The organism is Rahnella woolbedingensis (assembly GCF_003602095.1).
In the GTDB taxonomy this organism is placed as follows: domain Bacteria; phylum Pseudomonadota; class Gammaproteobacteria; order Enterobacterales; family Enterobacteriaceae; genus Rahnella; species Rahnella woolbedingensis.
Genome location: NZ_RAHH01000006.1, coordinates 15148 through 41034, shown reverse-complemented (window position 1 = coordinate 41034; position 25887 = coordinate 15148). Strand labels below are relative to the sequence as shown.

Here is a 25887-nt window from a genome sequence, read left to right as displayed (position 1 = left end):
CACAATGGCCGAACCAATATCTGGAACAACAGCGGCGACAGTGGCGGTAACTGGTGTGACGCTTGTTGGTCTACTCTCAGGCATAAACGCCGGAGAGGCGATTGCGGCCTCCGCTGGGGCAGTAGTATTTCTCATCTCAGCAACCGACTTCCCAATTTGGAAAAGGATGCTTCTGTTCTTCGTTTCGATTGCAGTTGGTTACTTTGCCTCTGGATTCGCCGCCGCTCTTCTTTCTACGATCCTCCCATCCAGCATATCGGTTGAGAAACCTATTGGCGCATTGATCGCTTCTGCTTCGGCAGTAAGAGTTTTGATGCTCTTTGCTGCAAAGCCTGCTGGTCAGTCATCGCTGTTAGACCGCTTCTTAGGAGGTGGGAAATGACCCTTGAAATATTGCTTTTGAACGTCAATGCCGTCGTCTGCTTTTTGATAGCCGTCCGTTTGTTCACTTTTCGACGCGGTGAAAAGCAACACAACTGGGTCGGTTCCGTATTTGCCTGCATTTTGATAGTCGCGTGTTTTGCGATAGCTATCCGGATCATCACTGGCGAGTATCACAAAGCAGACTGGGCAGAGACAGCGATAAACATCACGCTGTGCATTTCTCTCTACCGATCTCGGGGAAATGTGATGCACATCTTCAGAAAGAGAGAATCACATGCAGATCAGCAATAGCGGCATCGCGAAACTGAAGGGTGAAGAGGGGGAAAAGCTGGTTGGCTATCTGGATAGCCGAGGCATTCCAACTATTGGCACCGGGCATACCGGGTTAGTTGATGGCGTTCCCGTCACCAAAGGAATGGTTATCACGTCTGATAAATCATCCCAACTTCTGCGCTCAGACCTGCAGTGGACAGAGAAGGCCATCAATGACAACGTAAAACTCACTCTCACCCAGAATCAGTACGATGCGCTTTGCAGCTTGGTATTCAATATTGGCGCGAGTGCTTTTATTGGTTCTACCGTGCTTCGCAAGCTGAACCTTAAAGACTATACCGGAGCTGCTGACGCGTTTCTGATGTGGAAGAAAGCCGGTAACAACCCAGATATTCTCCTTCCACGTCGTCAGCGTGAAAGGGCGCTTTTCTTATCATGAACTGGCTTTCTGCGTACTGGAAACCAATTGCCCTGGCCTTTTTCCTGCTCGCCTTAACGACTGGTAGCTATGTCAAAGGGATGCATGCCTCAGATGCAAAATGGCAACTGAAGTGGACTGAGCGTGACAAAGCTGACGCATTGGCGCTGGCCCAACTGGAATCCGCTGCAAGAACTGAAGAACAACGTAAGCAGGGTGAAATCGATGCGATATCTACAGATGCCCAGAACAAGATTGATGCTGCTCACAGTGATGCTGCCGTTGCTGCTTCTACAGCTGACAGCCTGCACAAACAGGCAGACAAGCTTGCCGCCAGACTTACAGAGCGTGAAAGAGCCTGCAAATCCTCAGCTGCCGGAGCAGGCCAAGCAACTACCAGCGGATCCACTGTGCTTGCCGAGCTGTTCCGCCGCGCTGATGAAAGAGCAACAAAGCTGGCAGCCATTGCTGACCAGTCAAGAGTCCGGGGATTAGCGTGTGAATCCTCATACGCAGCATTGAGCGCAAAGAAATGAACAAAATTCTCGCATGGCTTAAAAGCCTATTCATCAAGGAAACCATTATGTCTGAACCATTAGTTGACGCCGTAGTAGACCCTCAGCCAGTGACTGAAATCTCCACCACCGAGATTCAGCCGGTTGAAACAGCGGCAGCCGTCCAGTCTCCACTGGAAGATGCAAAGTCCGCATTCTCCAAGTTCGTGGCGTTCGTAGAGCACGGCATTGAGAAGCTCGGGAGTGAAGCGGAAGCAGAGCTGGTCACCCTGGCTAAAAAATATTTATAAAATTCTGCAAAAGGCATTCACTGAGTGCCTTTGACAGAAGAAACACAATGAATCATCGGTTGTCGGTTAAGGCAATGCCGAGGGTTATATTCATCTACCTAGCAGGAAATTCTAAATGACTCGCAAATTTGAAGGGTTACCCCAGCACGTTCAAGCTTCGGCACTGAGTGTTATTGAACAGCAATTTTCTAGCCTACGGATATTTGACGAACGCAATCAAGACCATGCGAACACCATTGTTAAAGTTGTAAGGGGCGCTTTTTTGAAACTTTATGAAGAAGAGTCTGAGGAAGCGGTGGCAGGCGGAGCATCAAAAAGCGTCGAGCTAAAAAACAACATCATGGTACATGGTGGCATTGTGAACGTTGGATGTCGCTAAGCGCGTGAGGCCTTGAATGTCCAGATTAAACGTTGAAATCATCCACCCTCAAAATGCAGATGTGAACAATATTTTAACCGCCATTGAGCGTAAATATGCCCGTAAGCCAGCAACACCGGAAACCATCGCTGAGATGGAGCGTGAAGCCGCAAGATTAATCCGCCGACTGATAACCACGAAGGTTACGTTCATTAAGTAGGAACCAAGGAGTCGAAATGACGCTGACAGAAGAACAAAAGGCGCTTTTCGATGCCCTGACGAAACTACAGCAAAAGTTCGTTACTCAACTGCTCAATGGCAAGAACCAGACGGACGCCTACAAGGCTGCTGGGGGGAAGGCAAAGACAGACGAATCGGCCAGAGCATCGGCAAGCCAAATCTTAACTAATGTTAACGTGCAGGCCTTCCTGAAGTGTATTCGGTACGAAGCTGTCAACGAAGCCATCATGACGTACGAAGAAGCGATGGAACGCCTCAGCGTAATGGGGCGCACATCCATTGCTGACCTGGCGACGTTCGGTACTCAAGTTGTCGGTGAAGATGATGACGGCAATCCCGTTACTCAGTCTGCCTGGTCATTCAAAAATGCCAACGAATTGAAACCCGAACAGATGGCGGCAATCTCTGAGCTAACTGCGGGGAAGGATGGGCTGAAGATAAAACTTCATGATCCGAAAGCGGCCATCAAACAGTTGGCAGAAATGCGCGGTTGGGAAGCACCGAAGAAAACCGAAATCAGCGGGCCGAATGGCGGTGCAATTCAGACAACCAATCTGACCGCCGATGAAGCTGCTGAAGCGTACCGCAAGTTAATGGGTTAACAGTGCAAAACAGGCACTTGGAAGCATAAAAACCCTATGCATTTTGATGTGCCTTTTATGCACTGTTTATGCAGTCTGTTTTACCTCGATTACCCATGAAAACCCTGATAAATAAATCTCTTGCCTGCATTCGTTGGCGAGTGCTCTTAGCGCGGGTCGGGTAACGTCCATTATGTTAAATAGCCCCCTTTTTATCTCAATTATCCAGAGTAGCTTTCAATGCCTATTCCGTTCCCGTTCGACTTTAAAAACCCGGATTACAACCAGGTGTTCGAATGGCGAATGGAGAGGTTGCAACGTATCCGTGCGAACCCTGAAACATTACCAGCGCTGAGAGCCTTCTATCGGAGTAACCCGGCGCAATTCATTATCGATTGGGGTATGACTACTGACCCGCGCAATCTTGACTTTGGTTTGCCGGTGTCCATTCCGTTTCTGTTGTTCCCTAAACAGGAAGAGTGGATTCATTGGATAATGGACCGCCGCAAGAACATGGAAAACGGCATTACGGAAAAAAGCCGTGAAATGGGCCTTAGTTGGACATCCATAGGTTTGGCCTGCACGTTATGCCTTTTCAATAAAGAGATGGTAATCGGCTTTGGTTCCCGTAAGGAAGAATACGTAGACAGCACAGGTAGCCCTAAGGCGCTGTTTTGGAAGGCACGAAAATTCGTTGAAATGTTACCGTTAGAGTTTCGTGGAAGTTGGAGTGATAAAAAACACGCACCTTATATGCGGGTAGAGTTTCCCGACAGCGGTTCAGTCATTACCGGTGAGGCCGGTGACAACATTGGGCGTGGTGACCGAACCACTATGTATTTTGTCGATGAATCCGCGTTTCTGCCGCGACCGATGCTGATAGAGGCTTCATTATCCCAGACAACGCGTTGTCGCATTGACCTCAGTTCGGTTCACGGAATGTCGAACCCGTTCGCACAGAAGCGCCACGGCGGGAAAATTCCCGTGTTCACGTTCCATTGGCGCAGCGACCCGCGAAAGGATGACGAATGGTACCGAAAAGAGTGTGAAAAACTCGATAATCCGGTGGTTGTTGCTCAGGAGCTTGATCTCAATTACAACGCATCTGCTGAAGGCGTTCTAATCCCTTCTGACTGGGTACAAGCCGCCGTAGACGCTCACATCAAACTCGGCATTCAACCAACAGGTAAACGTCAGGGCGCGATGGACGTTGCGGATGAAGGTAAAGACAAAAACGCCTTTTCTACCCGTCATGGATTCCTGCTGGAGAACGTCAGGGAATGGTCCGGTGTTGGCAGCGATATCTACCAGTCAGTTGAGAAAGTCTTCGGCTACTGCGAAGAAGACCGGTTGGAGGAATTCCGCTTCGATGAGGACGGCCTAGGTGCTGGCGTGCGTGGCGATGCAAGAGCCATAAACGAACAACGTAAAGCTGCCCGGCGGCCTTTAATTATGGCTACACCGTTTCGCGGTAGTGGCGGGGTGTTCGATCCCGATGCCGAGGCCGTGCGTGGTGACAACGGACAGGCCGCACGCCTGAACAAAGATTTCTTTGCCCGAGCTAAACCTCAAAGTTGGTGGCACCTGCGTAAGCTATTCCAGAACACCTATCGCGCAGTCGTTGAAGGCATGCCCTACAACCCTGACGAAATTATCTCTATCAGCAGCAAGATGGAGAACAAAGACAAACTCATCATCGAACTCTCACAGTCAACCTACTCCATCAATGGCGTGGGGAAAATCGACGTGGACAAACAGCCCGACGGTACCAAGTCGCCGAACCTGGCTGACGCGGTGATGATCAATTACGCGCCAATGAATTCAGCCCTGAACATCTGGGAGCTGCTAGGGAGACAGGCCTGATGGCACGAAATAAGACAGCACCTAAGCGGACAGCGCAAGCCACGACAGACGGCTATGAAAACTTTGCTGCTCGCGTCGGTATGCAGACACCTAACCTGCACTCCGCATCGACGTATCGGGCCAACTTCACCAGCCGCAACCGCCTACTTATTGAATGGTCGTATCGTTCGTCATGGGTGATTGGTGAGGCTGTTGATGCCATTCCTGATGATATGACCCGGAAAGGTATCCGCATCACTTCTGAGATTGATGCGAAAGACCGCGGGATTATTGAGTCACAGATGGATGAGCTTCAGATCTGGGATGCTCTGAACGACACGCTCAAATGGTCACGGCTATATGGCGGTGCAGTCGGTTTCATCATGATCGAGGGGCAGGCACCGTTCACGCCTTTACGACTGGAAACCATCGGCGAAGGTAAGTTCAAAGGGATCCTCCCGCTTGACCGCTGGATGATTAACCCAGTGCTTACCCGCCGCATTAAAGAGATGGGGCCTGATCTCGGGAAGCCAGAGTTTTACGACGTTGTGACGACAGGCACAGGCATTCCAGCGTGGCGAATTCATCACAGCCGGTTGATCCGATTCGATGGCGTGACGCTGCCATATCAGCAGAAAATGACCGAAAACGAATGGGGTATGTCTGTCATAGAACGCATCTGGGACAGGCTGACCGCGTTTGATAGTGCGACTGTGGGTGCCGCCCAACTAGTCTACAAAGCACATTTGCGCACCTACAGCGTTGATAAGCTTCGCGAGATAATCGCGATGGGTGGACCAGCATTCGAAGCCCTACTGAAGAACATCGACCTGATCCGTCAGTTCCAGAGCAACGAAGGCATGACGCTCATGGACTCAAAAGATAAGTTTGAAACGCACCAGTACAGCTTTAGCGGATTGGACGACATTATTTCTCAGTTCGCTGAGCAGATTAGCGGCGCAGTAGGAATCCCGCTGGTGAGGTTGTTCGGGCAGTCACCGAAAGGTTTCTCTACTGGCGATGCTGACCTTGCCAACTACTACGACCGGGTGAACTCACTACAGGAACGCCGCTTGCGTCCACGCCTTCGCAGGATTCTGGACATCATGTACCGCTCAGAGCTGGGCAAGCCATTACCTGAAGATTTCACGTTTGACTTCAATCCTCTCTGGCAGATGTCGGATGTTGACCGCTCGACGGTAGCTGTGAACACGACTACAGCCCTGAGTACTGCTCTGGCTGACGGACTGATGACACTGAAGGCCGCCATGACGGATCTGAGGGAAACCTCAGACGTTACTGGTATAGGCGCATCAATCACCGATGAGGATATTGAGAATGCGGAAGACACCCCGCCGCCAGGCATCGGCGAACTTAACAACAAATCACCGGAGTCGCCAAGCGGAGACCCGATATCGAACGAGCCTACGGCAGATAGCGCGAGCCGTGGGGGACATCGTAAATGGTCACTACGATGGTTCAAATGATAGCGTCACTGAAATCATGGACGCGCTGGAGCGTTACAGTGAAATCATCACTCCCTGGGCAACCAAGGTGGCAGAAAGTTTCACTATCGATGTGACGCGGCAAAATGAAAAACAGTGGCGGGATTACAGTAAAGCAATAGGCTCGGAGCTGCGTAACATGGTGGATAACGCCCCAGTAGGGCAGGTTATGCAATCCATCGTTGCTGAGCAGATCAAATACATTAAGTCACTTCCTCTCGAAGCCGCTGAACGTGTCTATGACATACAGAACAAAGCTATCGAGGCTGTTGTGACTGGCGGCCGCGCTGAGCCCTTTGCGAAAGAAATTGCTGCATCAGGCGACGTTGCCAAGTCACGCGCTAATTTGATTGCCCGCACTGAGATAGGCCGCGCATCCACAGCACTAACGCAGGCCAGAGCGCTTTCGATAGGTTCTATCGGTTACATCTGGCGAACTGCTGACGATGGTGATGTGCGTAAGTCACACGCCCAAATGGAAGGGGTATTTGTTCGCTGGGATAACCCTCCTACGCTGGATGGTATGACTGGGCACGCTGGTGCACTTCCAAATTGCCGGTGCTACTGTGAGGTTGTATTCCCGCATTCGAATGTTGCGGCTCTGCGAACAGGTGGTCAACAGCGCACTCTCGACGGTATGCGCATACCAACAGCGAGAGGGAAGGCGATCCGCGTTGCGGCATGATTGACTGGGCAAATGAGTAAACTTGCCAAAATAGCGAGTTGGCACTCAGTTCTGATTGAACATCAATAGTCGTTAATTGTTGCAAAAATGTTGTTGTCGAGAATATGCCTTTTTCAGTGAGTTGATACCAACTTTTGTCCCTCAGGCGTGGTTATTTGAACGAGCGCCTATCTCGCGGGGCGGTTAATGACCCTTATGTTAAATAGGGCGTTATCGAGACAATTAATACTTTTCACCAGGCTGCCATCCGGCGGCCTTTTTTATGCCCGCGTTCCAGCAGGTGAACAATGAAATATTTCTTTGAAAGCCGATTAGGCGAGACCCGTTTTCTGCTGGCCGACGGTTCGTTGTTATGTAAAGACGTACCGATAGCCAGAACGGGTAAGCAGCTATACAGCGCTCAGGACTTACCAAAATTAACGCCTGATGCAGCGGGTGAGATTGTCGTTAACCGCTCACCTGAGCAGGTATTCCATCCGGCAACACTCGCTTCCTTTGAAGGGATGAGCGTAACCATTCTTCATCCAGAAGATGCCGAAGGAAACATTCAATTTGTAAACCCCACGAACTGGCGTGAGCTGGCAATGGGACACCTGCAAAACATTCGTCAGGGCACAGGTAACCAGGCTGATTTAGTTCTGGCTGACCTGATCGTCAAGGACGAATACGCCATTCAGCTTATTGAAGATGGATTACGGGAAGTGTCGTGCGGTTACGACGCAGAGTATGAACAAACCGAGCCTGGGAAAGCTGAACAGGTAGATATCACCGGAAATCATGTGGCTTTTGTCCCCAAAGGCAGAGCCGGTTTACGTTGCGCAATTGGAGATAAAGATACGATGGCAACAACTCAGAAACAAAGCTGGTGGTCGCGGATGCAGCGTGCAATCAAAACCGGCGATTCGGACACCCTGAACGAACTGGCAGAGTCAGCGCCAGCGTCTTTGACGGGTGAAAATTCAGACCTTCCACAGGGTGTGAATCTCAACATTAACCTGTCTCCGCAACAGCCCCTTCCGGATAAGGACCCAGAGCTGGGCGGTCTGAAGACCGGCGATAATGATGCAGATGTTCCAGAATGGGCGAAAGCGATTCTGATGCGCCTGGATAAGCTGGAAGGGAAAACAACGGATTCGGATGATACTGGTAAGAACAAAGAGCTTACCGGTGATGAAGATGAAGATCTTACCACGATCACCGGCGACGCAGCCTACCGCGCTGACGTCATCATGCCAGGCATCGATCTGACCCGCAAAGTGAAGCCGACCGCATTCAAACGTGAAGTATTAGCCTCTGCGGATAAAGCACTGGTACGCCAAATTGTCGGTGATGCAGATATTCGCAAACTGCCTAAACAGTCTGTTGAGATGGCATTTGCTGCCGTTTCTGAACTTGCTAAAGGCCGCAATACCCGCACCCAAACCGGTGATGCACAACGCCAGATCGGCACACCAAGCATCTCCGATATCAACAAAGCTAACGCCGATTTCTGGGCTAACCGCAAAGGATAATTAACGATGACAGCATACCTCTTACGGATGCCAGTAGGCATTGCCGGGGCTATTTCACGCCCTCAGGATTTAACCACTGAGCCTGTGATCCTTAAATCCGCCAGCACCTTTGTAGCTTATGGCCTTGCGGGTAAATACGACACTGACGGTTATTTCGTGCCACTGACCGACGGCGATACTGCCGACAAGATTAAAGGCTTCTACGTGCGTCCTTACCCGACTACATCAACCCCGGATATGGTTCGACAGGTGGGTTCTGACAAGAACTTTCCGGGCGATGCACTGAAACGCGGATATATGACGGTGAGTCTCGGCTCCAGCTTCGATGCCAGCACCATCAAAAAAGGTGCACCGGTATATGTGGTCGTCTCTCTCGATTCGACCATTAACGTGCCGCTGGGTGGCTTCATGTCCACTTCAGTAAGTGGCAAAAACGTGGTGCTGCAAAACGCAGAGTTCACCGGCGCTGGCGATGCACAAGGCAACGCTGAAATCTCCTGGAAGATTTAAGGAAAAAACGAATGATTACTTTTGATCAGGCAACTGTAGACGGTTCAGGTGCCTTTCTAATTGGCGAGTTGGAACGTCTTGACCAGACACTCAATTTGCCATTGGTTGGGTACACGTGGAGCCGAGACATCCAGTTACGTGAAGACGTATCTATCGCAGATACCATTTCAAGCTGGACAAACACTTCATTTGCCGCGGCTGGTACAGGCGCTAATCCAAATGGCAAGAACTGGATTGGTCAGGACTCTACCGCTATTGCAGGCGTGAATGTCGATATTAACAAAAGCGGCAATCCTGTAAATCTCTGGGGTATGGAAGTGGGCTGGACTGTTATTGAGCTGCAGGCCGCTCAACAGGTTGGTCGCCCAATCGACACACAGAAATATGACGGCATGTCCCTCAAATGGAACATGGACACCGATGAGCAGGTATATGTCGGTGATACGTCTCTGGGACTGAGCGGTTTAGTCAATATGCCCGGTGTTGCACTGAATAACGCAGCCAAAACATGGGCTGTATCTACCCCAGATGAAATCCGCCAGAGCATCAACTCCGTACTGGACGCAGCTTGGGCGGCATCCGGTTATTCGGTTGTTCCGCAAGATCTGCTGATCCCACCAGAACAATTCTCTCTGCTGGCTAGCACTATCGTTTCTTCTGCAGGCAATCAGTCATTGCTGACTTATTTGCAGACCAACACCATCACTTATCACCAAAACGGTATTCCCCTGAATATCCGTGCGGTTAAGTGGCTCAAAGGGCGTGGCGTTGGTGCAAAAGACCGCATGGTTGCTTACACCAATGATAAAAAATACGTCCGCTTCCCACTGGTGCCGCTGCAAAGCATTCCTGTGCAGTATCGCGGTATTTATCAGATTGTGACGTATTACGGCAAGCTCGGTGCAGTAGAGCCGGTCTACAAAGAAACCCTGTCCTACGTGGACGGCATCTGATAACCAGAACGGCCCCGCAAGGGGCCAGAAGGACGACATAAAATGGCTTCTAAAGAAAAACTGGTTTCAATCCACGTTCACACACCCTTCAAACTGACCCTGAGTGACACTACCGTCCAAGAGTTTGGCAAAGGGCATTATACGGTGCCGGAAACGGTCGCATCACACTGGTTTACTCAGGCGCACTCTGAACTGGGTGAAGGTAGCGTAAATGAATCGACTGACCAGCAGGAACTTATCGACAGTCTGCAATCGCAGATCACCGATAAAGATACGCTGATTGCCGATCTTAAAGCAGGCCTGACCCAGCTGCAGGAACAAAACGACAGTCTGCAATCGCAACTGACCGCTGCACAATCTGGCGGTAATGGGGCCGGAGATGCCAAAGAATCAAAGCCTTCCAACAGTAAGTGATTTCCGCCGCGATTTCCCCCAGTTCTCCGACACCGCTAAATACCCAGACTTTCAGGTTCAGTTCCGTCTGAACCTGGCTGACATCCAGCTGATTGGTGAGGGCGTGACGGGTAAACAGTTGTTCCCTTATTTCGCTGAATTGTACGTGGCTCACTACATGACGTTATGGGCTGCTGACAGTCGGGCTGCACTGATTGGTGGCCCTGGTGGGTCAACCAATGGCGTACAGTCATCCAAGTCAGTGGATAAGGTCAGCGTAAGTTACGACACAGGCGCGACCATCAATCCTGATGCGGGTTTTTGGAACAACAGCCGTTATGGATCAGAACTGTATCAGATGATCACGATGTTCGGCGCTGGGGGGCGGCAGCTATGAAAAGTGGCGTTACTGTCCGGGCTGACAACACGAAGGCCGTTTTCGAATCGCTCCGGGAGATCAGCAAAAAAGAAGTGCTGGTTGGAATTCCTGAAGAAGACAGTCAGCGTGATGATATTCCGTTTGGTAATGCCGGGATCGGCTACATCAACGAGAAAGGCTCACCTGCTCAAAACATCCCTGCACGGCCTCATCTTGAGCCCGGAGTTAAATCCGTAGAAGCCCAGACTATCCCGCTGTTGAAAGCTGCCGTGCTGGCCGCTATCGACGGGAATATGTCTGGCGCTGAACGCGCGCTGAATCAGGCTGGCACTGTGGCTGCCAATGGCGTCAAGCGCTACATGACGATCACCGGATTCACGCCTCTCGCAGAAAGCACGCTTAAAGGTCGGGCGGCGCGGGGGCGCAAAGGGGCAGCCAAAGAACTTGCTAGCCGTGCAGCCGGAAACCTTCCTGACAACGCGAACGCCAGGCCGCTGATTGACACCGGCCAATACCGGCGGGCAATCACTCATGTGGTGAGGATTAAGAATGCCAAATCTTGATGTGACGGACGTTCTGTTTGATCCGGACTTTTGCGACTTTAACCTCTGGGTGACCAGGCGGGAACAGACCGTTGACGATGATGGTATTGGGCAGGATGGGGCGGTGAAAACTCAGTTCGCTGGTGTGGTCACAGTTGACCGTTCGCTCGAAAGTCGACGGATGCAGTCGGGGCAGGTTATCAGCGGGGCAATCCTCGTTGTGACCACTGAGAGGCTGACGCAGGGGCAAACGGGGCGAGATGCGGACATTGTGACGTATCAGAACCGGGATTATCGCGTGACCTTTGTTGACCCATACACCGCTTACGGCGCCGGGTTCGTTCAGGCTCACTGTGAGCTATTGCCATTTGATGGAGGCGTTCCCGTTGAGTAACAACACCAGCACTGAGGCAGGATGGCTGACGCCTACCAGTGGCGATCCTGCCTATGACGAAGCGCTCGACAGGCTGCTGAGCCAGTGGATGCGCAATGTTTCAGGCTTGCCCGCGAAAATGGTTATGCCGCGCTGGCAGAAAGACCAACCCGCACTTCCTTCTGTGGAAACCAACTGGTGCGCATTTGGGGTCACTGGTTGGCCGATTGATAACAGCCCAGCGTTTACCAACCAGACGGATGAGGGCGCCCAACTTTGGCGGCATGAGACATTCGAATGCCTGGCGTCGTTCTATGGTCCGGCCGGTATGGCGTATGCCTCTCGATTTCGCGACGGCATCTCCATTCCCCAGAACAATTCGGAACTCAACACGCTTGGCCTCTCGCTTGGCGATTGTACAGGGTTGACCCCTTTCCCCGAGCTCATCAATCAGCAGTGGGTTCGTCGCTACGACATGACGGTGCGCCTGCGCCGCAAGATCATCCGTGAATACGGTATCAAATCGCTGGTGGAAGCACCGGTCACCTATTTTGGAGAATAAATTATGACGCAGGGCTTACCTGTATCCAACGTTGTAAACGTTGATGTGATCATGTCGCCTACGGCGGCTACTGGTCGAAATTTCGGTTCGTTGCTGATCCTCGGGTCGTCTACGGTTATCCCTGTGTCAGAACGTATTCGCCTGTATGCAGCCATTGAAGACATCGGTGATGATTTTGGCGTCGACAGTACAGAATATGAAGCCGCACTGGTGTTCTTCGGACAGTCACCAAAACCTACTCAGGTTTATGTCGGGCGCTGGGCGAAAACGCTGACCTCTGCGGAGGTTGGTCCAGTCGAGACTGTTGTGCAAGCCGTGAATGCCTGCCTTCAGTACACCAACTGGTATGGGCTCGTAGTAGCTGACGATGTTGTTGGCGGTGGGGATGTGCTTGATGCTGAAGACGTTATTGATGTTGCGAAAGTTATTGAAGCTTCAAGCCTAAGCCGCATCTTTGGGGTGACATCCTCCGCGTCGGGTATTATTGACAGCACTTCAACAACCGATGTTGCTTCTCAACTTAAGGCTGGTAAATACGCTCGCACTTTCATTCAGTATTCCACCAGCAGCGCGTATGCAGCTATCTCAGCGTTTGGTCGGGCATTTACCGTCAACTTCAACGGAAGCAACACAACCATTACTCTGAAGTTTAAACAAGAGCCCACCATCACTTACGAAACTCTCACCGTGGGGCAGGCCGCCGCCGTCGACACGAAAAAAGCCAACGTTTTCGTTTATTACGCGAACGATACGGCAATTTTGCAGCAAGGCGTGATGGCAAACGGTGACTTCTTTGACGAGCGTCACGGGCTGGACTGGTTGCAAAACTACGTTCAAACCAATTTGTACAACCTGCTCTATACCAGCACGACCAAGGTTTCACAAACCGATGCCGGTACGACTCGCCTGCTTTCCAACGTTGAACAATCTATGGATCAGTCTGTTACCAACGGCCTGGTCGCACCCGGGGTGTGGAACGGTGGACCTATTGGTCAGTTGTCGCCGGGCGATACACTTACGAAGGGTTATTACGTTTACGCTCAGCCGCTGGCGCAACAGGCACAGTCTGATCGAGAGGCTCGCAAAGCCCCTGTTATTCAGGTGGCCTGTAAGTTGGCTGGCGCTATTCATTATGCTGATGTTCAGATTAACGTGGTTCGCTAAGGAGCGATAAATGTCGACTTATTCTTTTCTTGATGTAACCGCGTCGCTAAGCGGCCCAACCGGTGTTATCGATCTCGGACAAGGCTCAGCCAACTCCGAGGAAGGTATCACCCAAACAATGGGCGGTAGCAAAAATACCATGACCGTGGGTGCTGACGGCGAAGTGATGCACAGCCTGCACGCTGACAAGTCTGGCAGCATTACGGTAACGCTCCTCAAAACATCCCCGGTGAATAAAAAGCTTTCTCTGGCATATAACGCGCAGAGTCAGTCCTCATCAACATGGGGCAATAACGTGATCGTTATTCGTAACTCATCATCCGGTGATATTTCTACAGCGCGTTCGTGTGCATTCCAGAAACAGCCGGACTTCAACAATGCAAAAGAAGGCGGAACAGTTGCCTGGGTGTTCGACTGCGGCAAGATTGACCAGCTTCTCGGGGAGTTCTAATCGATGGAATTTGACATTAAGGGTATTCAGTATCGCGTTGCAAAACTCAGCGTTTTCGACCAGCTGAAAATTTCACGCAAACTATTACCTGTCATGGCTGGCATGGTGTCAGATTTTCGCAATGTACAGACCAAGATCAGCGAAAAAGACACCGAAGGTGCGATAAGTGCCATCCTGCCAAAAATAGCGGATGCGGTTTCTGCCATGAGTGATGACGACGTGAACGCAATTCTGTTTCCATGCCTCGCCGTGGTATCTCGTAAGCACATGAAATCATGGGTGTCAGTCTGCCCTCAGGGGGAAATGGCTTTCGATGATATTGACCTCCTGACCATGCTGCAATTGGTGGCCCGGGTGGTGGCTGACTCACTGGGAAATTTTTTGCAAGGACTCCCTACCAGCGAGACGCTAACCCAGCCAGCGGAATAACGTTCAATACCCTTCCGGGCGGGGAGGATTCAATACTTCGCCCGGTACTGGCCTTCGGCATTTCTCAGAAAGACCTCGACAGCGGTGCGGTAGATCTTTGCCGCATTGCCTTACTGAACGACTACCTCGACATGCGTGAGGACAACGAATCCCGTGTAGATAAATGGAGAGCCGCTAATGAGCGATAATGCAGACACGATAAAGGATTTTCTGATATCGCTCGGGTTCGATATCGATCAGGCTGGCGCCATTAAATTCGACACCGTTTTGAAGAACGTCACTGCGAATGTATTGAAGGTTGGCGCGGTAGTGGAAGGAACCGCGCTGACCGTCGTTGGCTTTACTACGCAGATCGCTAATGGTCTGGATAAAGTCTACTGGGCATCCCAGCGCACTGGTGCGAGTGTGCAAGGCATTAAAGCACTGGGTTACGCCGCATCTCAAACGGGTGCGAGTGCTGAATCTGCCATGTCCTCACTCGAAGGGCTGGCGAGCTTCATGCGCAACAGTCCGGGTGCGGAAGGTTTCCTGAACCGCCTGGGCGTTCAGACCCGTGACGTCAGCGGAAAAATGCGTGATACGGCATCCATCTTTACGGGTGTCGGGCAGAAGCTCAGCAGCATGTCGTACTATCGCGCCAGACAATATGCGCAGATGTTGGGCATTGATGAAAATACGTTAATGGCAATACGTCGCGGGCTCGGGCAATTCAGCTCCGAGTATGCGCTGACCGCTAAAAAAATTGGTTTCAATGCCGAGGTAGCGGCGAAGCAATCCAATATCTTTATGACATCCATGCGTGGGCTTACCGCTACGCTCGGTCAGGCACGGGACAAAATCGGGTCTAACCTCGCAGGCGGGTTGGCCGGCAGCATTGATTCTTTACGGAAACAGTTGTTGGATAACTGGCCCAAAATTGAAGCCGTATTGATGAAGGTGATCAAGGGCATTCTTTTTGCTGGCGATGCCATTACCCGAGTTTTATGGCGCACCGGTCAGGCCGTCGGAGACGTCATAGGCTGGTTTAAAAAACTGGACCCGGTGACGCAACAACTCATCATGCTGTTTGGCGGGTTGTTGGTGGCTTGGCGCTTAATGAATACGGCATTTCTTTCTTCTCCGATTGGCATGATTACCTCCCTGATATTAGCTATTGGGTTGTTGTGGGATGATTATCAGACATGGAAAGAGGGTGGCAAAAGCCTGATTGACTGGGGCAAGTGGAAGCCAGAAATAGATGCTGCTCTCAAAGCAATGGATCAGCTTAAAGCGTCCATCAAAAACATCGGGCTTGAAGTAGCAAAACTCCTCAACATCAATCTGAGCAACTGGACGCTAAAAGGTGACATCGAGAACCTGACGAAGCAATTCGGCGAGTTCGGCAAAATGATGTCGATGATTGGCGACCTTGTTAATGCCTTGAAAGATGGGAACTGGAAGCAGGCCTACAGTATCGGTAAGAAATTGATGGCTCAGGGGCAGGATCAGCCTGATGCCCTACCTGCAGTATCTGATAGCGCCAATAATGCAGCGGACTGGGTTAAAAATAAGTTTGGTTTTGACCCGCGAAGTGTTGGCCGATGGTTAGGAGGGGAAGGCGATGAGCCTGAACAGCACGCACAGTCACTGCAATCTCCGCGTGGTATTCGCAATAACAATCCCGGGAATATCGATTATCGGGGTCAGGCTGGCGCTGAGCTTGAAAGACCTGGTGGGCGCTTTGCCAGATTCAGTTCTGCGTATGACGGCCTTAAGGCTATGGCAAACCAGCTGATGCGTTACTTTGAGGGAAAAACAACGGGTAAGCGGCTCCAGACCTTGAATGACATCATATCGACCTGGGCTCCGGGAAACGAGAATAATACGGGGGCTTATATTGCTCAGTTGTCAAAATCACTAGGCGTGGCACCCAATGCAGTCTTAAACCTCAAAGACCCCCAGGTAATGTCATCCCTCATGAATGGAATTATTCATCATGAGAACGGGCGGAATCCTTATCCCGGTGAGCTTGTTCGTGCGGCCGCTGGCGGCGGCACATCCAGAAGTATTCAGCAAGAGACAACCATTAACATTCATGGCGTTTCTGACCCTCGCGAAGCCGCAAGGCTCACCGTTGATCATCAGAAAGGCGTCAATTCCCAGTTGACTCAACAACTACCGATGGTGCCGGGCTAATGGACATTCTCTCAGCAATTTTTCGCCAGCAATCACGGCGTATTGGTTTGCTTATACCCAGCGTGGTGGAGTCAGAGAAACACTCGGATACCCTCGAGATAACCGAGCACCCCGTTGAAAAACCAACCACTACCAGCGCGTCGGGTTTTGTTGCCGATCATGCCTATAAGCGCCCCAGCGAGGTCACGATGGAGTGTGGCTTTGCTGGCGGCGGTTCCCTTCTGGATTTTGTGGATACCTCCTCTATCGGCCTGAAACTTGGTTTGAGCCCTCAGGAGACCTATCAGGAATTACTGGATCTGCAAGCCTCACGCGTACCGTTCGACGTGGTAACGGGAAAACGAACCTACATAAACATGCTTGTCCGCGCCATTGAAGTGATGACCGACAAAACCAGCGAGAACGTACTCAAATGCACGCTGACGCTACGTGAAGTCATCATGACCCAAACCCAGACCGTATCAGTCGCCGATAAGTCGGAAATGCAGGATGGTGTCAGCACTTCTGCGGTACAGAACTCGGGTAACAAGTCTTTGACGCCGCCTAATGAGTCATTACTCAATAAATTAGGCAGTGGGATAACGTCATCCTTTGGGGGATAGCATGCAGGTAAATGAAATACCGTTATCTCCGGATAACCAGCAATTCCGCATTCTGCTTGGTGATACGACTTACACGCTGAAAATTATTTGGCGCGATGCTGCAGGCTGGATCATGGATGTGCAGGACAGCGGAGGAGTCGCTTTACTGACCGGCGTGCCGTTAGTTACCGGTGCCAACTTACTTGAGCAATATCCTCAACTGGGCATCAATGGGGCGCTGGTGGTTGTCACTGATAACGGCGCACCGGATGACCCGACCAAAACCAATCTTGGTACCTCAAGCCATCTCGCCTTTGTACAGGAATAAACATGTCTATTAACTGGATGCGCCATTTTGAACTGCAGCTTTTAGACCAGAACGGCCAGGGTGTTTCTCTGTCCGATTTTAAAGTTACTTTTCATATTCAGTGGGCAGACACGAAGTGGCCGCGCGTGGCCGAGGTGAAGGTTTATAACCTATCGACCGACACCACGAACAAAATACTCGGGCAGGAGTTTTCAAAAATACGGATCATCGCCGGGTATGACGGTATTCCGGCCGCCGTTGACGCCAGTCAGGTCGGCGTCGTTCAGGATATTCAAAGTGAGCAGGTCGGGCAGTCCAACGGCCAGAACTTTGGTTTGATATTCGATGGTGATATTCGCTTTACGGTGACCGGGAAGGATAATGTCACGGACTCATGGGTCCTCATTCAGGCCATTGGTGACCATGAAGCCTTTTTGTTTGCACGAACCAAAACCACTTTAGCCGCCGGCTACACGGTGGCAGACCTGCACCAGGTTACCATGCAGGGCTTTAATGCGTTTGGCGTGACTCAGGGGATCACTGGTGACATGCCTACAACCGTTTTTCCCCGCGGTCGGGTGCTCTATAACGCTTCGCGTAACGTGATGGACAATATCGCGAAGCAATGCAATGCGACGTGGCAGTTGGTGGATGGTCAGGTGCAGATGGTGCCAGAGGACAAATACATCCACGAGGCTATTGTCCTGAATGCGGACACGGGCCTGATCGGTATGCCTCAGCAGACTATGGGGGCCGGAGTAAACGTGCGCTGCCTTATCAATCCGAACATCCGCATTAATGGCCTCATCCAGTTGGATCAGGCATCGGTATATCGCACGGCACTCGGCACTGGTGAGATTGCGCAATCACCTGGTCGAATTTCTGAAACTGATGATAACGGCAACCGCGTGCTGACTGGCACAACCTCACAAGCAGCCAGTATTGCGACAGATGGCGTTTATATCGTGAAGTCTATCGACTATACTGGCGACACCAGAGGTCAGGCGTGGTACATGGATTTGATGTGCTTTGCGCGTGGCGCTCGTGACCTAGTCAATCAGACGGCTATACAGAAAACCAATTATTGAGGTGTTGAACGTGAAGCCTATTTTCAGAATTGTCATTGCTGTTGCTACGCTGGTTTCTTTTCAGGCATTGGCTGATTCGCAGTGTGGTGATTTTAAAGTTCACTGGGCAAATGACGGGTTAGCACGAATTAATGGCGCGAAGCCAGAATCACAAAAAATAACTTTTCTGAAAGCTAAAGATGACTACAACAATGTCAAAATTGAGTGGCGCATGGCTACCGATCAACCTGGTCGATGGGTTGGAATGGAGTTTATTGGACGTGACGGAAAAGCCATTCTCAATGCTCAATGGCTACAGGCCAGCATGAACGCACCGCGTCAGTACGCCACTTACGACTGCGTGAAAGTTAAGTAAACGAAGAGCACCCAAATTCAAAGAAGAAACCCGCCTTGTGCGGGTTTTTTTATGGAGTTTTTATGCCAATTCCTACTCAGTCCCAAATCGGCGGTGAACAGCAAACCGCTCAGGCTATAGCCGACTCCATTTCTAATCAGATCCGTGTAGCGATGCCTGGCATTATTCAGTCGTTCGACCCAGTAACGGTGACCTGCACTGTCTTACCGGCCATAAAGGGAAGCGATGCGTCTACTACTGGAACAGAATCAGCAGACCTCCCTTTGCTTGTGGATGTGCCCGTGGTCTTCCCGCGCGGTGGTGGGGTAACTTTGACGTTCCCGGTTAAATCCGGTGATGAATGTCTGTTGATTTTCTCCGATCGTTGCATTGATTTCTGGTGGCAGAGCGGCGGCGTGCAGGAGCCGGTAGACACACGCCAGCATGATTTATCTGACGGGTTCGCTATTATCGGGCCTCAGTCACAGGCGAAGAAAATTAGCGGGATCAGTGCCAATTCAGCACAAATGCGAAGTGATGATGGTTCAACCTATTTCGAACTGAACCCTACTACGCAGACGATCAATATCATGGCCCCAGGTGGCTTTAACGTCACAGCACCGTTATCTACGTTCTCGGCGGCCGTCACTGTAAAAGGGCTGCTGACATGGATGGGGGGCATGGTTGGGAGTATCGCTTCAGGCACTGCTGCCACGATCACCGGCGCTATTAAATTTGTCGGCACCCTTACTTCCAATGGCAAAGATATCAGCGACCAGCACACGCACAGTGGAGTGCAGACCGGTAGCGGTAATTCTGGCAAGGTGAACTGATATGCGATATCGACGCGAAGATTCTGACGGTGATTACACCTTCGGTCGTGGTGATGACACCTGGCTGGTAAATACCCCCGAATGCGTTGCTCAGGCTGTAAAAACACGCTTCGAACTTTGGCGGGGGCAATGGTTCCTCAATGTTACTGAAGGAACACCTTATATTCAGTCAGTGCTCGGAAAGCAGCGTTCCGACGTTTATATCCTTGCCGTTCGGGAGCGCATACAAACTACGCCGGGGGTGAGCAAAATTATCTCTTTCAATACGAATAACGATGGCACCACCCGCCGCGTAACCTTCACCGCCACAATCGATACCATCTACGGCGAAACAACAGTCACAAGCGAGGCATAAATGGCTTTGAACCTCGATACGCTGGGGTTATCGGCAACGGTAACTGCCCAGGGGATCAGTGCGCCTGACTATCAGACGATACTGGACACCATCACCGGCTACTTTCAGCAGATTTACGGTAGTGATGCCTATTTGGACCCGGACAGTAAAGATGGTCAGATGGTAGCTCTGGTCGCGTTGGCTATCCACGATGCCAACAATACGGCAATTCAGATTTATAACTCATTCTCACCGGCAACCGGGCAGGCTTCCGCCCTAAGCAGTAACGTTAAGATTAATGGGATCACACGTAAAGTTGCGACCAGATCAACCGTAGATGTGTTGTTAACTGGTGTAGCGGGCACGACAATCACCAACGGCTCGGTACGAGACCAAAACAACATCATTTGGAATTTCCCGGCAACGGTATCAATCGGTGTTGGTGGCACAGTGTTAGTCACAGCCACGTGCGCCAGCAGTGGCGCTGTTGCTGCGCTCGCAGGAACGGTGACTGCCATTAACACACCAACCCGCGGTTGGACGTCAGTAACAAATGCTTCAGCTGCTACCGTAGGCGCACCTGCAGAAACAGATGCCGAACTGCGCATCAGGCAGAGTCAGAGCGTGGCTCTGCCATCCATTACGCCGTTTGAAGGTGTCGACGGTGCTATCGCTAACGTGGATGGTGTGACACGTCACAAGCTCTACGAGAATGACACCGGTGTTACCGACAGTAACGGGCTGCCACCGCATTCTATTTCCGCGATTGTTGATGGTGGTAATGTGACTGATATTGCCCAGACTATCAGAGGAAATAAAGGGCAGGGCGTAAGCACCTATGGTACGACATCTATCACTGTTCCTGACACTTACGGAAATCCGCACGTCATTAATTTTTCGCGATCTACCGATGTACCGATTTTTGTATCTATCACCATTAAGGCCTTCACGGGTTACACCTCTCAGATTGGTGATCAAATTAAGCAAGCCATTGCCAATTACGTAAACACTCTGGATATTGGCGACAGTGTGCTGCTAAGCCGTATTTACTCACCAGCCAATCTGGGTGTAGTGAGCGGAGGAAATGCCCGCTATTACGATATCACGGACCTTCTGATAGGTAAGTCATCCGGCACTGTAGCTGCTGCAAATGTGAATATTGCATACAGCGAATCTGCCTCAAGTGACACCACGAATATTAGTATCGAGATTAGCTCATGAGTAAATACACTGACCTGATCACCAACTATCACGTTACGAAGCCTCTTTATTTTGACCATATCGATCTGAGCACAAGGCCCCTTATTGATGTAGCCAGCACAATGTCTTCACTGGTAGCTGCGTTTGATATCGATACCGCCGTTGGTGCTCAGCTGGACACGCTGGGTTTGTGGATTGGTCGCTCGCGCATTGTCAGCGAACCTATTTCCGGCGTCTATTTTTGCTGGGATTCAGAAGGATTAGGTTATGACCAAGGGGTATGGCAGGGGCCGTATGATCCTGACGCTGGATTTACGAACTTGAGCGATGAAACTTACCGCATCGTCCTTAAAGCCAAAATTGCGATCAATCACTGGAATGGAACAAACGAAACGCTACCGACAATTCTCGATACGGCGCTGGCCGGTTCGGGCTTGATGATGCAGATCGTAGATAACCAGGACATGACAATTTCAGTTTGGGTATTTCCGGAAATCGACATTTCTAATGTTTCGCTCGAGTTGATCGCTGCAATTCGGCAAGGATACCTGACCGTAAAAGCTGCCGGTGTTTGGGCTGGCGACATTCAGACACCATCCATTGAAACTCCGTCAGTCGGAAATAAATTTTTCGGATTTGATATGGATAACGATTACATAGCCGGATTTGACGATGGCGCATGGGAGAAAAAATTATAATGTCTACAAATAACTTTAAACCTTTTGGCGTAGGTGTTGGTGCAAATGTAACACCACAAGCCGATTACGAAGCTCTCGCGGCTCTGATAACGGGCTTCCAATCTGGCAAAGCTAATTCTGCACAAGTTAATAAAGCTATTCGACAAGCCACTGTCATGGCATCAGTCATTGGTCAATTCATTGCAAATTATAGCGGGAGCGATGTTTTAGATAATGGTGATTCCGCTACATTACTCAGCAATTTAATCACTGCATTAAAATCGAACAGCTCGAATGACTTCCTGCAAATAACAAATAATCTTGTCGAGATTAAAAATGCTGGCACGTCCGCACAGACGTCGGCAAGAACAAATCTTGGACTGGGAACCGCGGCAACGGCAACTGTAGGTACAGGCACAAACCAAATTCCAAATATGGGTAGTTTTACATCATCACTCAGCGAACAGGGATGGCAGAGGGTCCCCAGCAGTGCATCGCCCACAGGTTACATCATCATTCAGTGGGGAAGGGTACCGACAGTTCCAGCCGCTGGCTATGATGGTCCATTGACATTTTTAATTCCGTACCCTAACCGTGCCATGAGAACATATGTACATGCAGATTACACGCCTGGCGGCGGGCTGAGTGGACTGGCCTATTCGGCGTGTGATGGCTATAACGCTAGTAAAACTGGTGTCACTTACATTTGCTCCAACTCTGGCATTGGCGGTTCATACTTTTCAATAGGATATTAATCATGAATTATCTATGGCTCCCAGCGAGCAGCACATTTGTACCAGAGTCAATCAAGGATGATTATATTTCCGCTGGATGGGATCTCACCGGTGCTCTTGAATATAACGAAGAAGATTTTTATAAATTTCGAGACGTGCCTTCTGGTCAGGTTTTGTCGAATGTCAACGGCCTGCCTGCGTGGGTTGAGGCGGCACCAGCTTCCCATGAAGAAATGGTTAATGCGGCTAACTATGAGAAACAAAATAAAATTAGTGAAGCCAATGATTACATAAATTCCAAGCAGTGGCCCGGCAAAGCCGCAATGGGGCGCCTAAAAGATGCAGAGAAGGTGCAATACAATGCTTGGTTGGATTATCTGGATGAGCTTGAAGCCGTAGATACATCAGCAGCACCGGACATATCTTGGACTTCCGCACCGACCTCATAACTCTCCTTCCTGAGCCGAAACCTATTCACGTAAAAAAGCCCTCGGGAAGAGGGCAGTGAATCATCACAAAAAATTTAGTCCGGAACAGGAGAATTACTCCTTTTTTAACAGTAGCTCAGGAAATGAATTTGGCTTAAGTATCTTTAGTTTCGTAGTTAAAAAAACTCCCTCGATACTTTCAAATCAATAAGGATCGGGGCGGTAACCGGCTGGCGAGCAAAGCGTGTTGTTTTTAATTCTTTGGCTTATAACTTAATAAGTTATGCTGGCAGGCAGGTGGTGACCGGATAGGGATTCAGGCACAAAAAAACCGGCTCGGTGGCCGGGTTAAGCAAAATTAAAGGGAGGCTTTAGCAAATTCAATGATCGATTTTTCATCATCATGCTTAAAGTGAGCAATGTGGTGTCTATCAAAGGTTTTTCTAATTTCATCCATCGCCTTAGACTCGATTGAGTTAGGGGCTGTATGTCCGTCGATAGTGAACAGCACATTTTTTAGAGAAAGGATATTCTCTGCAGCAGCTCTGGTCACGCGTGAAACCCAAGAATCACAGTGCTCCATCATTTTACCTGGCTGGCTCTGAACAAAGGCCAGCGGTTTGATAGCGCAGAGAACTTCTTCTTCTGATTTCGCGACAAATGGCATAGTAAAACGAGTGAGCTCTCCCCCGAAAGTTTCCTTCCTAAAAGAGTCCCTTAGCTCAGCATAGGTGTTAAGCCGACGACGAAGCTCCTTGGCTAAGATTTCTTCTCTACGTTCCTTGCTGAAGTCAGAGTGATTCACAAATTGATTATAAATTCTTAATAACTCTTTTTCAGGATCGTTCGCCATTACAACTCGCGTAGAGCTGAAATGAAAAATTGATTCCCTTCTCATGGTCAAGTAGTTGAAGAAATTGGCTAGCTGTTCGTCGGTCTGGAAATGGTGACTTTGCTCCTGAGCAAAACGAAGCTCTCTAGCAACAGCATCTTTTGCTAAAGGGAAAATAGTGTCGTCTCTAAAGAAAGCGCTGATCCTAGCATCGTTGCTCTGGGTCAGCATAAAATGGAATGTTCGTTTTTTTGGCGAGCACATGACTACACCGATGTTTGCGAATTCCTCAGTTTCCGCATAAGGTGCATATCTCACAATGCTGTAGAGGCATGGAGTGTTCATGTTATTTTGCTCCAAAAATCAACACTATTTGCTTTATCAAGCGTATCTTCGATGAAAGCAATAAACTCGGCATTATCTTCAGGTTGTTCCAGGCACCACTCTTCAGGTATTTTCGCTAAAGAGTTCTGTAATGCGCTTCTGGCTGCAGCAAGTTCATCTTCACATTCTTGTTGGTCAACAATGTCAAACAGCCAATTTCTATGTCTTGCGCCGTAAACATGCATCTCAAAATCGTCATCAGCTTCATCATGGGCGAAGGCGAGGTTATGATCAATGAGGTAGTGCCTATTGTTATAAAAATCGAAGATTATGTTTACATTTCCACCCAGAGGAGAAAGCGTTCTATCTGCATTTTTAACCCATCTATCAAATAGATAAATTCTTTTTTGCGCCGGAATTTCAACTTTAGAATGAGCCTGACCAAATGTAATAGAGCCAGCACCTGGTATAAATTTGGTGGCAAATGCGTAACCTGGCTGCAACTCACCTTTGAGTTCTGGTACAAATTCAACTAATGCAGACTCTATTTCTACTATCTCGAAGTCAGGGATAGATAACCCCATCGCTTTAGCTAAACACCCCGCAATCCATTCTGCCATTAACTGCTTTGGTGGGAGACTTGGCCTACCTTTAATTACATAAAGTTGCTCATCTTCACATTTGCACAGAAAAGGACGGGTAGACCCTTCAGGAATCCGCCTGATGAACTCTTTCACCTTCATTACTTCATTATCCATGCTGCAAAGATGATCCTTGTTGTTATCTAACGGCTATGCAATTTCTAGAATATGTGAACATATCCATTATTTAATTTCATTGGCATAACCACATGATAGATCGGATTCTTTGCTTCACAAATGCTGGGGTTTTACTCAGTGGTTTGAAGTATGGTGTTAAGGTTGAAACCAGTCATCCGCGCTTTCCCACGTATTCTGCAACATCACATCGATAACTTCTTTGTCACGCGGCGTACCGCCCATCACCGACATCCCATCACTACCAGCTCGGCGAACGCTGAACGTAGCGCCCGGGTAATTTCTTTCCAGCCTTTGCTCAAACTCAACTTTGAAAGCCTCGACCGCGCCGGCGGGCAGCTGCTTGGTTTTATCGATCAGCAATTCAACGTGCATAAAACCCCCTCATTCGATTCCCAGCCATTCATTCGCATCATCAAACATCTCTTCCACTATTCCGGACAGAATCGCTTTCTGCGCTTTGCTGGCGTCCGTGTTGATACTGCTTAGCGTCACCATTGGCTTAACCTTCACGTCAGCATCAGGGAAGGTGCCATGTACGCGCTTGGTAAGTTCAGCCAGGATCAGTGCGTTGGCGTTCGGCACACAGGCCATATTTCTTTTGTCGTAAATCAGCTCAACAAACATAAACACCTCATTCTAAAAAAGTGGTACTGGTACTGGCGTCTTCGATCCCAGCCTCGATGTATTGGACACGCTTTTGCAATTCAGAGATTAGTGCTTTGGCTTCGCTGAGTCGGATCATCACTTGCTGGTCTGGATATGTCTCAGCTTTGAAATCGAGGAAGCCAGAAAGCGTATCTGAGAAAGAGGATTTAAGAAGCACAAACTCACCAAAAGCACTGTGTGCTGCTTGAAAGTCTGTCAGTAAACGCATCCCACCGAATTCGTCTTGGTTTTTCATAT

Annotated in this window: 39 protein-coding genes; 34 read left to right on the top strand and 5 right to left on the bottom strand. The window is 49.9% G+C overall.

The features are described 5' to 3' along the window. The first annotated feature begins 4 nt into the window (after positions 1-4). The 34 genes from D6C13_RS06035 (at position 5) to D6C13_RS05870 (ending at position 23070) form a co-directional block, all read left to right on the top strand. Complete coding sequence (locus D6C13_RS06035) at positions 5-382, top strand: putative holin (protein ID WP_120131921.1); 378 nt, start codon at positions 5-7, stop codon at positions 380-382. Beyond that, the gene (locus D6C13_RS26170; RefSeq protein WP_120131920.1) at positions 379-675 is read left to right on the top strand and encodes a phage holin family protein; all 297 of its coding nucleotides are present in this window, start codon (positions 379-381) and stop codon (positions 673-675) included. The genes D6C13_RS06035 and D6C13_RS26170 overlap by 4 nt, the downstream gene beginning before the upstream one ends. Next, positions 659-1096: a lysozyme gene (locus D6C13_RS06025; protein WP_120131919.1), complete on the top strand. Its 438-nt coding sequence runs from the start codon at positions 659-661 to the stop codon at positions 1094-1096. Before D6C13_RS26170 ends, D6C13_RS06025 begins: the two co-directional genes overlap by 17 nt. Next, positions 1093-1611, top strand: coding sequence for a DUF2514 family protein (locus tag D6C13_RS06020; RefSeq protein ID WP_120131918.1), 519 nt, complete (start codon positions 1093-1095; stop codon positions 1609-1611). The genes D6C13_RS06025 and D6C13_RS06020 overlap by 4 nt, the downstream gene beginning before the upstream one ends. A gap of 47 nt (positions 1612-1658) precedes the next feature. Further along, on the top strand, positions 1659-1880 hold the full coding sequence (locus D6C13_RS06015) for an Ig domain protein group 1 domain protein (protein ID WP_147408173.1): 222 nt from the start codon (positions 1659-1661) through the stop codon (positions 1878-1880). A gap of 115 nt (positions 1881-1995) precedes the next feature. Next, positions 1996-2259, top strand: coding sequence for a hypothetical protein (locus D6C13_RS06010; protein WP_120131916.1), 264 nt, complete (start codon positions 1996-1998; stop codon positions 2257-2259). Between the two features lie 16 nt (positions 2260-2275). Beyond that, on the top strand, positions 2276-2458 hold the full coding sequence (locus tag D6C13_RS06005) for a hypothetical protein (RefSeq protein WP_120131915.1): 183 nt from the start codon (positions 2276-2278) through the stop codon (positions 2456-2458). A gap of 16 nt (positions 2459-2474) precedes the next feature. Next, a complete protein-coding gene (locus D6C13_RS06000; RefSeq protein ID WP_120131914.1) occupies positions 2475-3080 on the top strand; it encodes a terminase small subunit in 606 nt (201 codons plus the stop codon). Positions 3081-3299: 219 nt separating this feature from the next. Next, positions 3300-4922 (top strand): terminase large subunit, encoded by a 1623-nt coding sequence (locus tag D6C13_RS05995; protein WP_120131913.1) that lies wholly within the window; start codon positions 3300-3302, stop codon positions 4920-4922. Beyond that, positions 4922-6388: a DUF1073 domain-containing protein gene (locus D6C13_RS05990; protein ID WP_120131912.1), complete on the top strand. Its 1467-nt coding sequence runs from the start codon at positions 4922-4924 to the stop codon at positions 6386-6388. Before D6C13_RS05995 ends, D6C13_RS05990 begins: the two co-directional genes overlap by 1 nt. Then, on the top strand, positions 6348-7091 hold the full coding sequence (locus D6C13_RS05985) for a phage head morphogenesis protein (protein ID WP_244212642.1): 744 nt from the start codon (positions 6348-6350) through the stop codon (positions 7089-7091). Before D6C13_RS05990 ends, D6C13_RS05985 begins: the two co-directional genes overlap by 41 nt. Positions 7092-7378: 287 nt before the next feature. Continuing rightward, positions 7379-8602, top strand: a complete 1224-nt coding sequence (locus D6C13_RS05980) for a DUF2213 domain-containing protein (RefSeq protein WP_120131911.1) — start codon at positions 7379-7381, stop codon at positions 8600-8602. A gap of 6 nt (positions 8603-8608) precedes the next feature. Then, positions 8609-9112 (top strand): structural cement protein Gp24, encoded by a 504-nt coding sequence (locus tag D6C13_RS05975; protein ID WP_120131910.1) that lies wholly within the window; start codon positions 8609-8611, stop codon positions 9110-9112. Positions 9113-9123: 11 nt separating this feature from the next. After that, a complete protein-coding gene (locus D6C13_RS05970; RefSeq protein ID WP_120131909.1) occupies positions 9124-10065 on the top strand; it encodes a DUF2184 domain-containing protein in 942 nt (313 codons plus the stop codon). Between the two features lie 42 nt (positions 10066-10107). Beyond that, positions 10108-10479, top strand: a complete 372-nt coding sequence (locus D6C13_RS05965; RefSeq protein ID WP_120131908.1) for an STY1053 family phage-associated protein — start codon at positions 10108-10110, stop codon at positions 10477-10479. Continuing rightward, on the top strand, positions 10445-10855 hold the full coding sequence (locus D6C13_RS05960; protein WP_120131907.1) for a DUF4054 domain-containing protein: 411 nt from the start codon (positions 10445-10447) through the stop codon (positions 10853-10855). Before D6C13_RS05965 ends, D6C13_RS05960 begins: the two co-directional genes overlap by 35 nt. After that, entirely contained in the window at positions 10852-11400 is a 549-nt protein-coding gene (locus D6C13_RS05955; protein ID WP_120131906.1) for a hypothetical protein, read from the top strand. The genes D6C13_RS05960 and D6C13_RS05955 overlap by 4 nt, the downstream gene beginning before the upstream one ends. Then, entirely contained in the window at positions 11387-11773 is a 387-nt protein-coding gene (locus D6C13_RS05950) for a head-tail adaptor (protein WP_120131905.1), read from the top strand. Before D6C13_RS05955 ends, D6C13_RS05950 begins: the two co-directional genes overlap by 14 nt. After that, a complete protein-coding gene (locus D6C13_RS05945; protein ID WP_425272695.1) occupies positions 11766-12314 on the top strand; it encodes a phage neck terminator protein in 549 nt (182 codons plus the stop codon). Before D6C13_RS05950 ends, D6C13_RS05945 begins: the two co-directional genes overlap by 8 nt. 3 nt (positions 12315-12317) lie before the next feature. After that, positions 12318-13478, top strand: coding sequence for a DUF3383 family protein (locus D6C13_RS05940; protein ID WP_120131903.1), 1161 nt, complete (start codon positions 12318-12320; stop codon positions 13476-13478). Between the two features lie 10 nt (positions 13479-13488). Then, positions 13489-13929: a DUF3277 family protein gene (locus D6C13_RS05935; RefSeq protein WP_120131902.1), complete on the top strand. Its 441-nt coding sequence runs from the start codon at positions 13489-13491 to the stop codon at positions 13927-13929. A gap of 3 nt (positions 13930-13932) precedes the next feature. Further along, entirely contained in the window at positions 13933-14358 is a 426-nt protein-coding gene (locus D6C13_RS05930) for a phage tail assembly chaperone (RefSeq protein ID WP_120131901.1), read from the top strand. Then, positions 14355-14546, top strand: coding sequence for a DUF6889 family protein (locus tag D6C13_RS25875; RefSeq protein WP_371819756.1), 192 nt, complete (start codon positions 14355-14357; stop codon positions 14544-14546). The genes D6C13_RS05930 and D6C13_RS25875 overlap by 4 nt, the downstream gene beginning before the upstream one ends. Continuing rightward, entirely contained in the window at positions 14536-16533 is a 1998-nt protein-coding gene (locus D6C13_RS05920; protein ID WP_120131900.1) for a hypothetical protein, read from the top strand. The genes D6C13_RS25875 and D6C13_RS05920 overlap by 11 nt, the downstream gene beginning before the upstream one ends. After that, the gene (locus D6C13_RS05915; RefSeq protein ID WP_120131899.1) at positions 16533-17135 is read left to right on the top strand and encodes a phage baseplate protein; all 603 of its coding nucleotides are present in this window, start codon (positions 16533-16535) and stop codon (positions 17133-17135) included. The genes D6C13_RS05920 and D6C13_RS05915 overlap by 1 nt, the downstream gene beginning before the upstream one ends. A gap of 1 nt (position 17136) precedes the next feature. Beyond that, entirely contained in the window at positions 17137-17442 is a 306-nt protein-coding gene (locus D6C13_RS05910) for a phage baseplate plug family protein (RefSeq protein WP_120131898.1), read from the top strand. 2 nt (positions 17443-17444) lie between these two features. Next, positions 17445-18509, top strand: a complete 1065-nt coding sequence (locus D6C13_RS05905; protein ID WP_120131897.1) for a hypothetical protein — start codon at positions 17445-17447, stop codon at positions 18507-18509. 19 nt (positions 18510-18528) lie between these two features. Continuing rightward, complete coding sequence (locus D6C13_RS05900; RefSeq protein WP_167457992.1) at positions 18529-18864, top strand: hypothetical protein; 336 nt, start codon at positions 18529-18531, stop codon at positions 18862-18864. 62 nt (positions 18865-18926) lie between these two features. Then, entirely contained in the window at positions 18927-19676 is a 750-nt protein-coding gene (locus D6C13_RS05895) for a Gp138 family membrane-puncturing spike protein (RefSeq protein ID WP_120131895.1), read from the top strand. 1 nt (position 19677) lies between these two features. Next, the gene (locus tag D6C13_RS05890) at positions 19678-20031 is read left to right on the top strand and encodes a contractile injection system sheath initiator (RefSeq protein ID WP_120131894.1); all 354 of its coding nucleotides are present in this window, start codon (positions 19678-19680) and stop codon (positions 20029-20031) included. Next, a complete protein-coding gene (locus tag D6C13_RS05885) occupies positions 20032-21231 on the top strand; it encodes a baseplate J/gp47 family protein (protein WP_120131893.1) in 1200 nt (399 codons plus the stop codon). After that, positions 21228-21908, top strand: a complete 681-nt coding sequence (locus tag D6C13_RS05880) for a baseplate wedge 1 family protein (protein WP_120131892.1) — start codon at positions 21228-21230, stop codon at positions 21906-21908. The genes D6C13_RS05885 and D6C13_RS05880 overlap by 4 nt, the downstream gene beginning before the upstream one ends. After that, positions 21908-22642, top strand: coding sequence for a gp53-like domain-containing protein (locus tag D6C13_RS05875; RefSeq protein ID WP_120131891.1), 735 nt, complete (start codon positions 21908-21910; stop codon positions 22640-22642). The genes D6C13_RS05880 and D6C13_RS05875 overlap by 1 nt, the downstream gene beginning before the upstream one ends. A gap of 2 nt (positions 22643-22644) precedes the next feature. After that, the gene (locus tag D6C13_RS05870; protein WP_120131890.1) at positions 22645-23070 is read left to right on the top strand and encodes a tail fiber assembly protein; all 426 of its coding nucleotides are present in this window, start codon (positions 22645-22647) and stop codon (positions 23068-23070) included. Positions 23071-23407: 337 nt separating this feature from the next. Here the strand turns inward: D6C13_RS05870 and D6C13_RS05865 are convergent, their stop codons facing one another. The 5 genes from D6C13_RS05865 to D6C13_RS05845 all read right to left on the bottom strand — a co-directional run bounded on the left by D6C13_RS05865 (position 23408) and on the right by D6C13_RS05845 (position 25885). After that, positions 23408-24226 carry a DUF3037 domain-containing protein gene (locus D6C13_RS05865; RefSeq protein ID WP_120131889.1) on the bottom strand — a complete coding sequence of 273 codons (819 nt, stop codon included), beginning with the start codon at positions 24224-24226 and terminating at the stop codon, positions 23408-23410. After that, positions 24223-24963, bottom strand: a complete 741-nt coding sequence (locus D6C13_RS05860; RefSeq protein WP_120131888.1) for a HipA family kinase — start codon at positions 24961-24963, stop codon at positions 24223-24225. The genes D6C13_RS05865 and D6C13_RS05860 overlap by 4 nt, the downstream gene beginning before the upstream one ends. Positions 24964-25119: 156 nt before the next feature. Then, a complete protein-coding gene (locus D6C13_RS05855) occupies positions 25120-25356 on the bottom strand; it encodes a DinI-like family protein (RefSeq protein WP_095921872.1) in 237 nt (78 codons plus the stop codon). Positions 25357-25365: 9 nt separating this feature from the next. After that, entirely contained in the window at positions 25366-25608 is a 243-nt protein-coding gene (locus tag D6C13_RS05850; RefSeq protein ID WP_120131887.1) for a DinI-like family protein, read from the bottom strand. A 7-nt stretch (positions 25609-25615) separates the two neighbouring features. After that, on the bottom strand, positions 25616-25885 hold the full coding sequence (locus D6C13_RS05845) for a hypothetical protein (RefSeq protein ID WP_120131886.1): 270 nt from the start codon (positions 25883-25885) through the stop codon (positions 25616-25618). Positions 25886-25887: the final 2 nt, after the last annotated feature.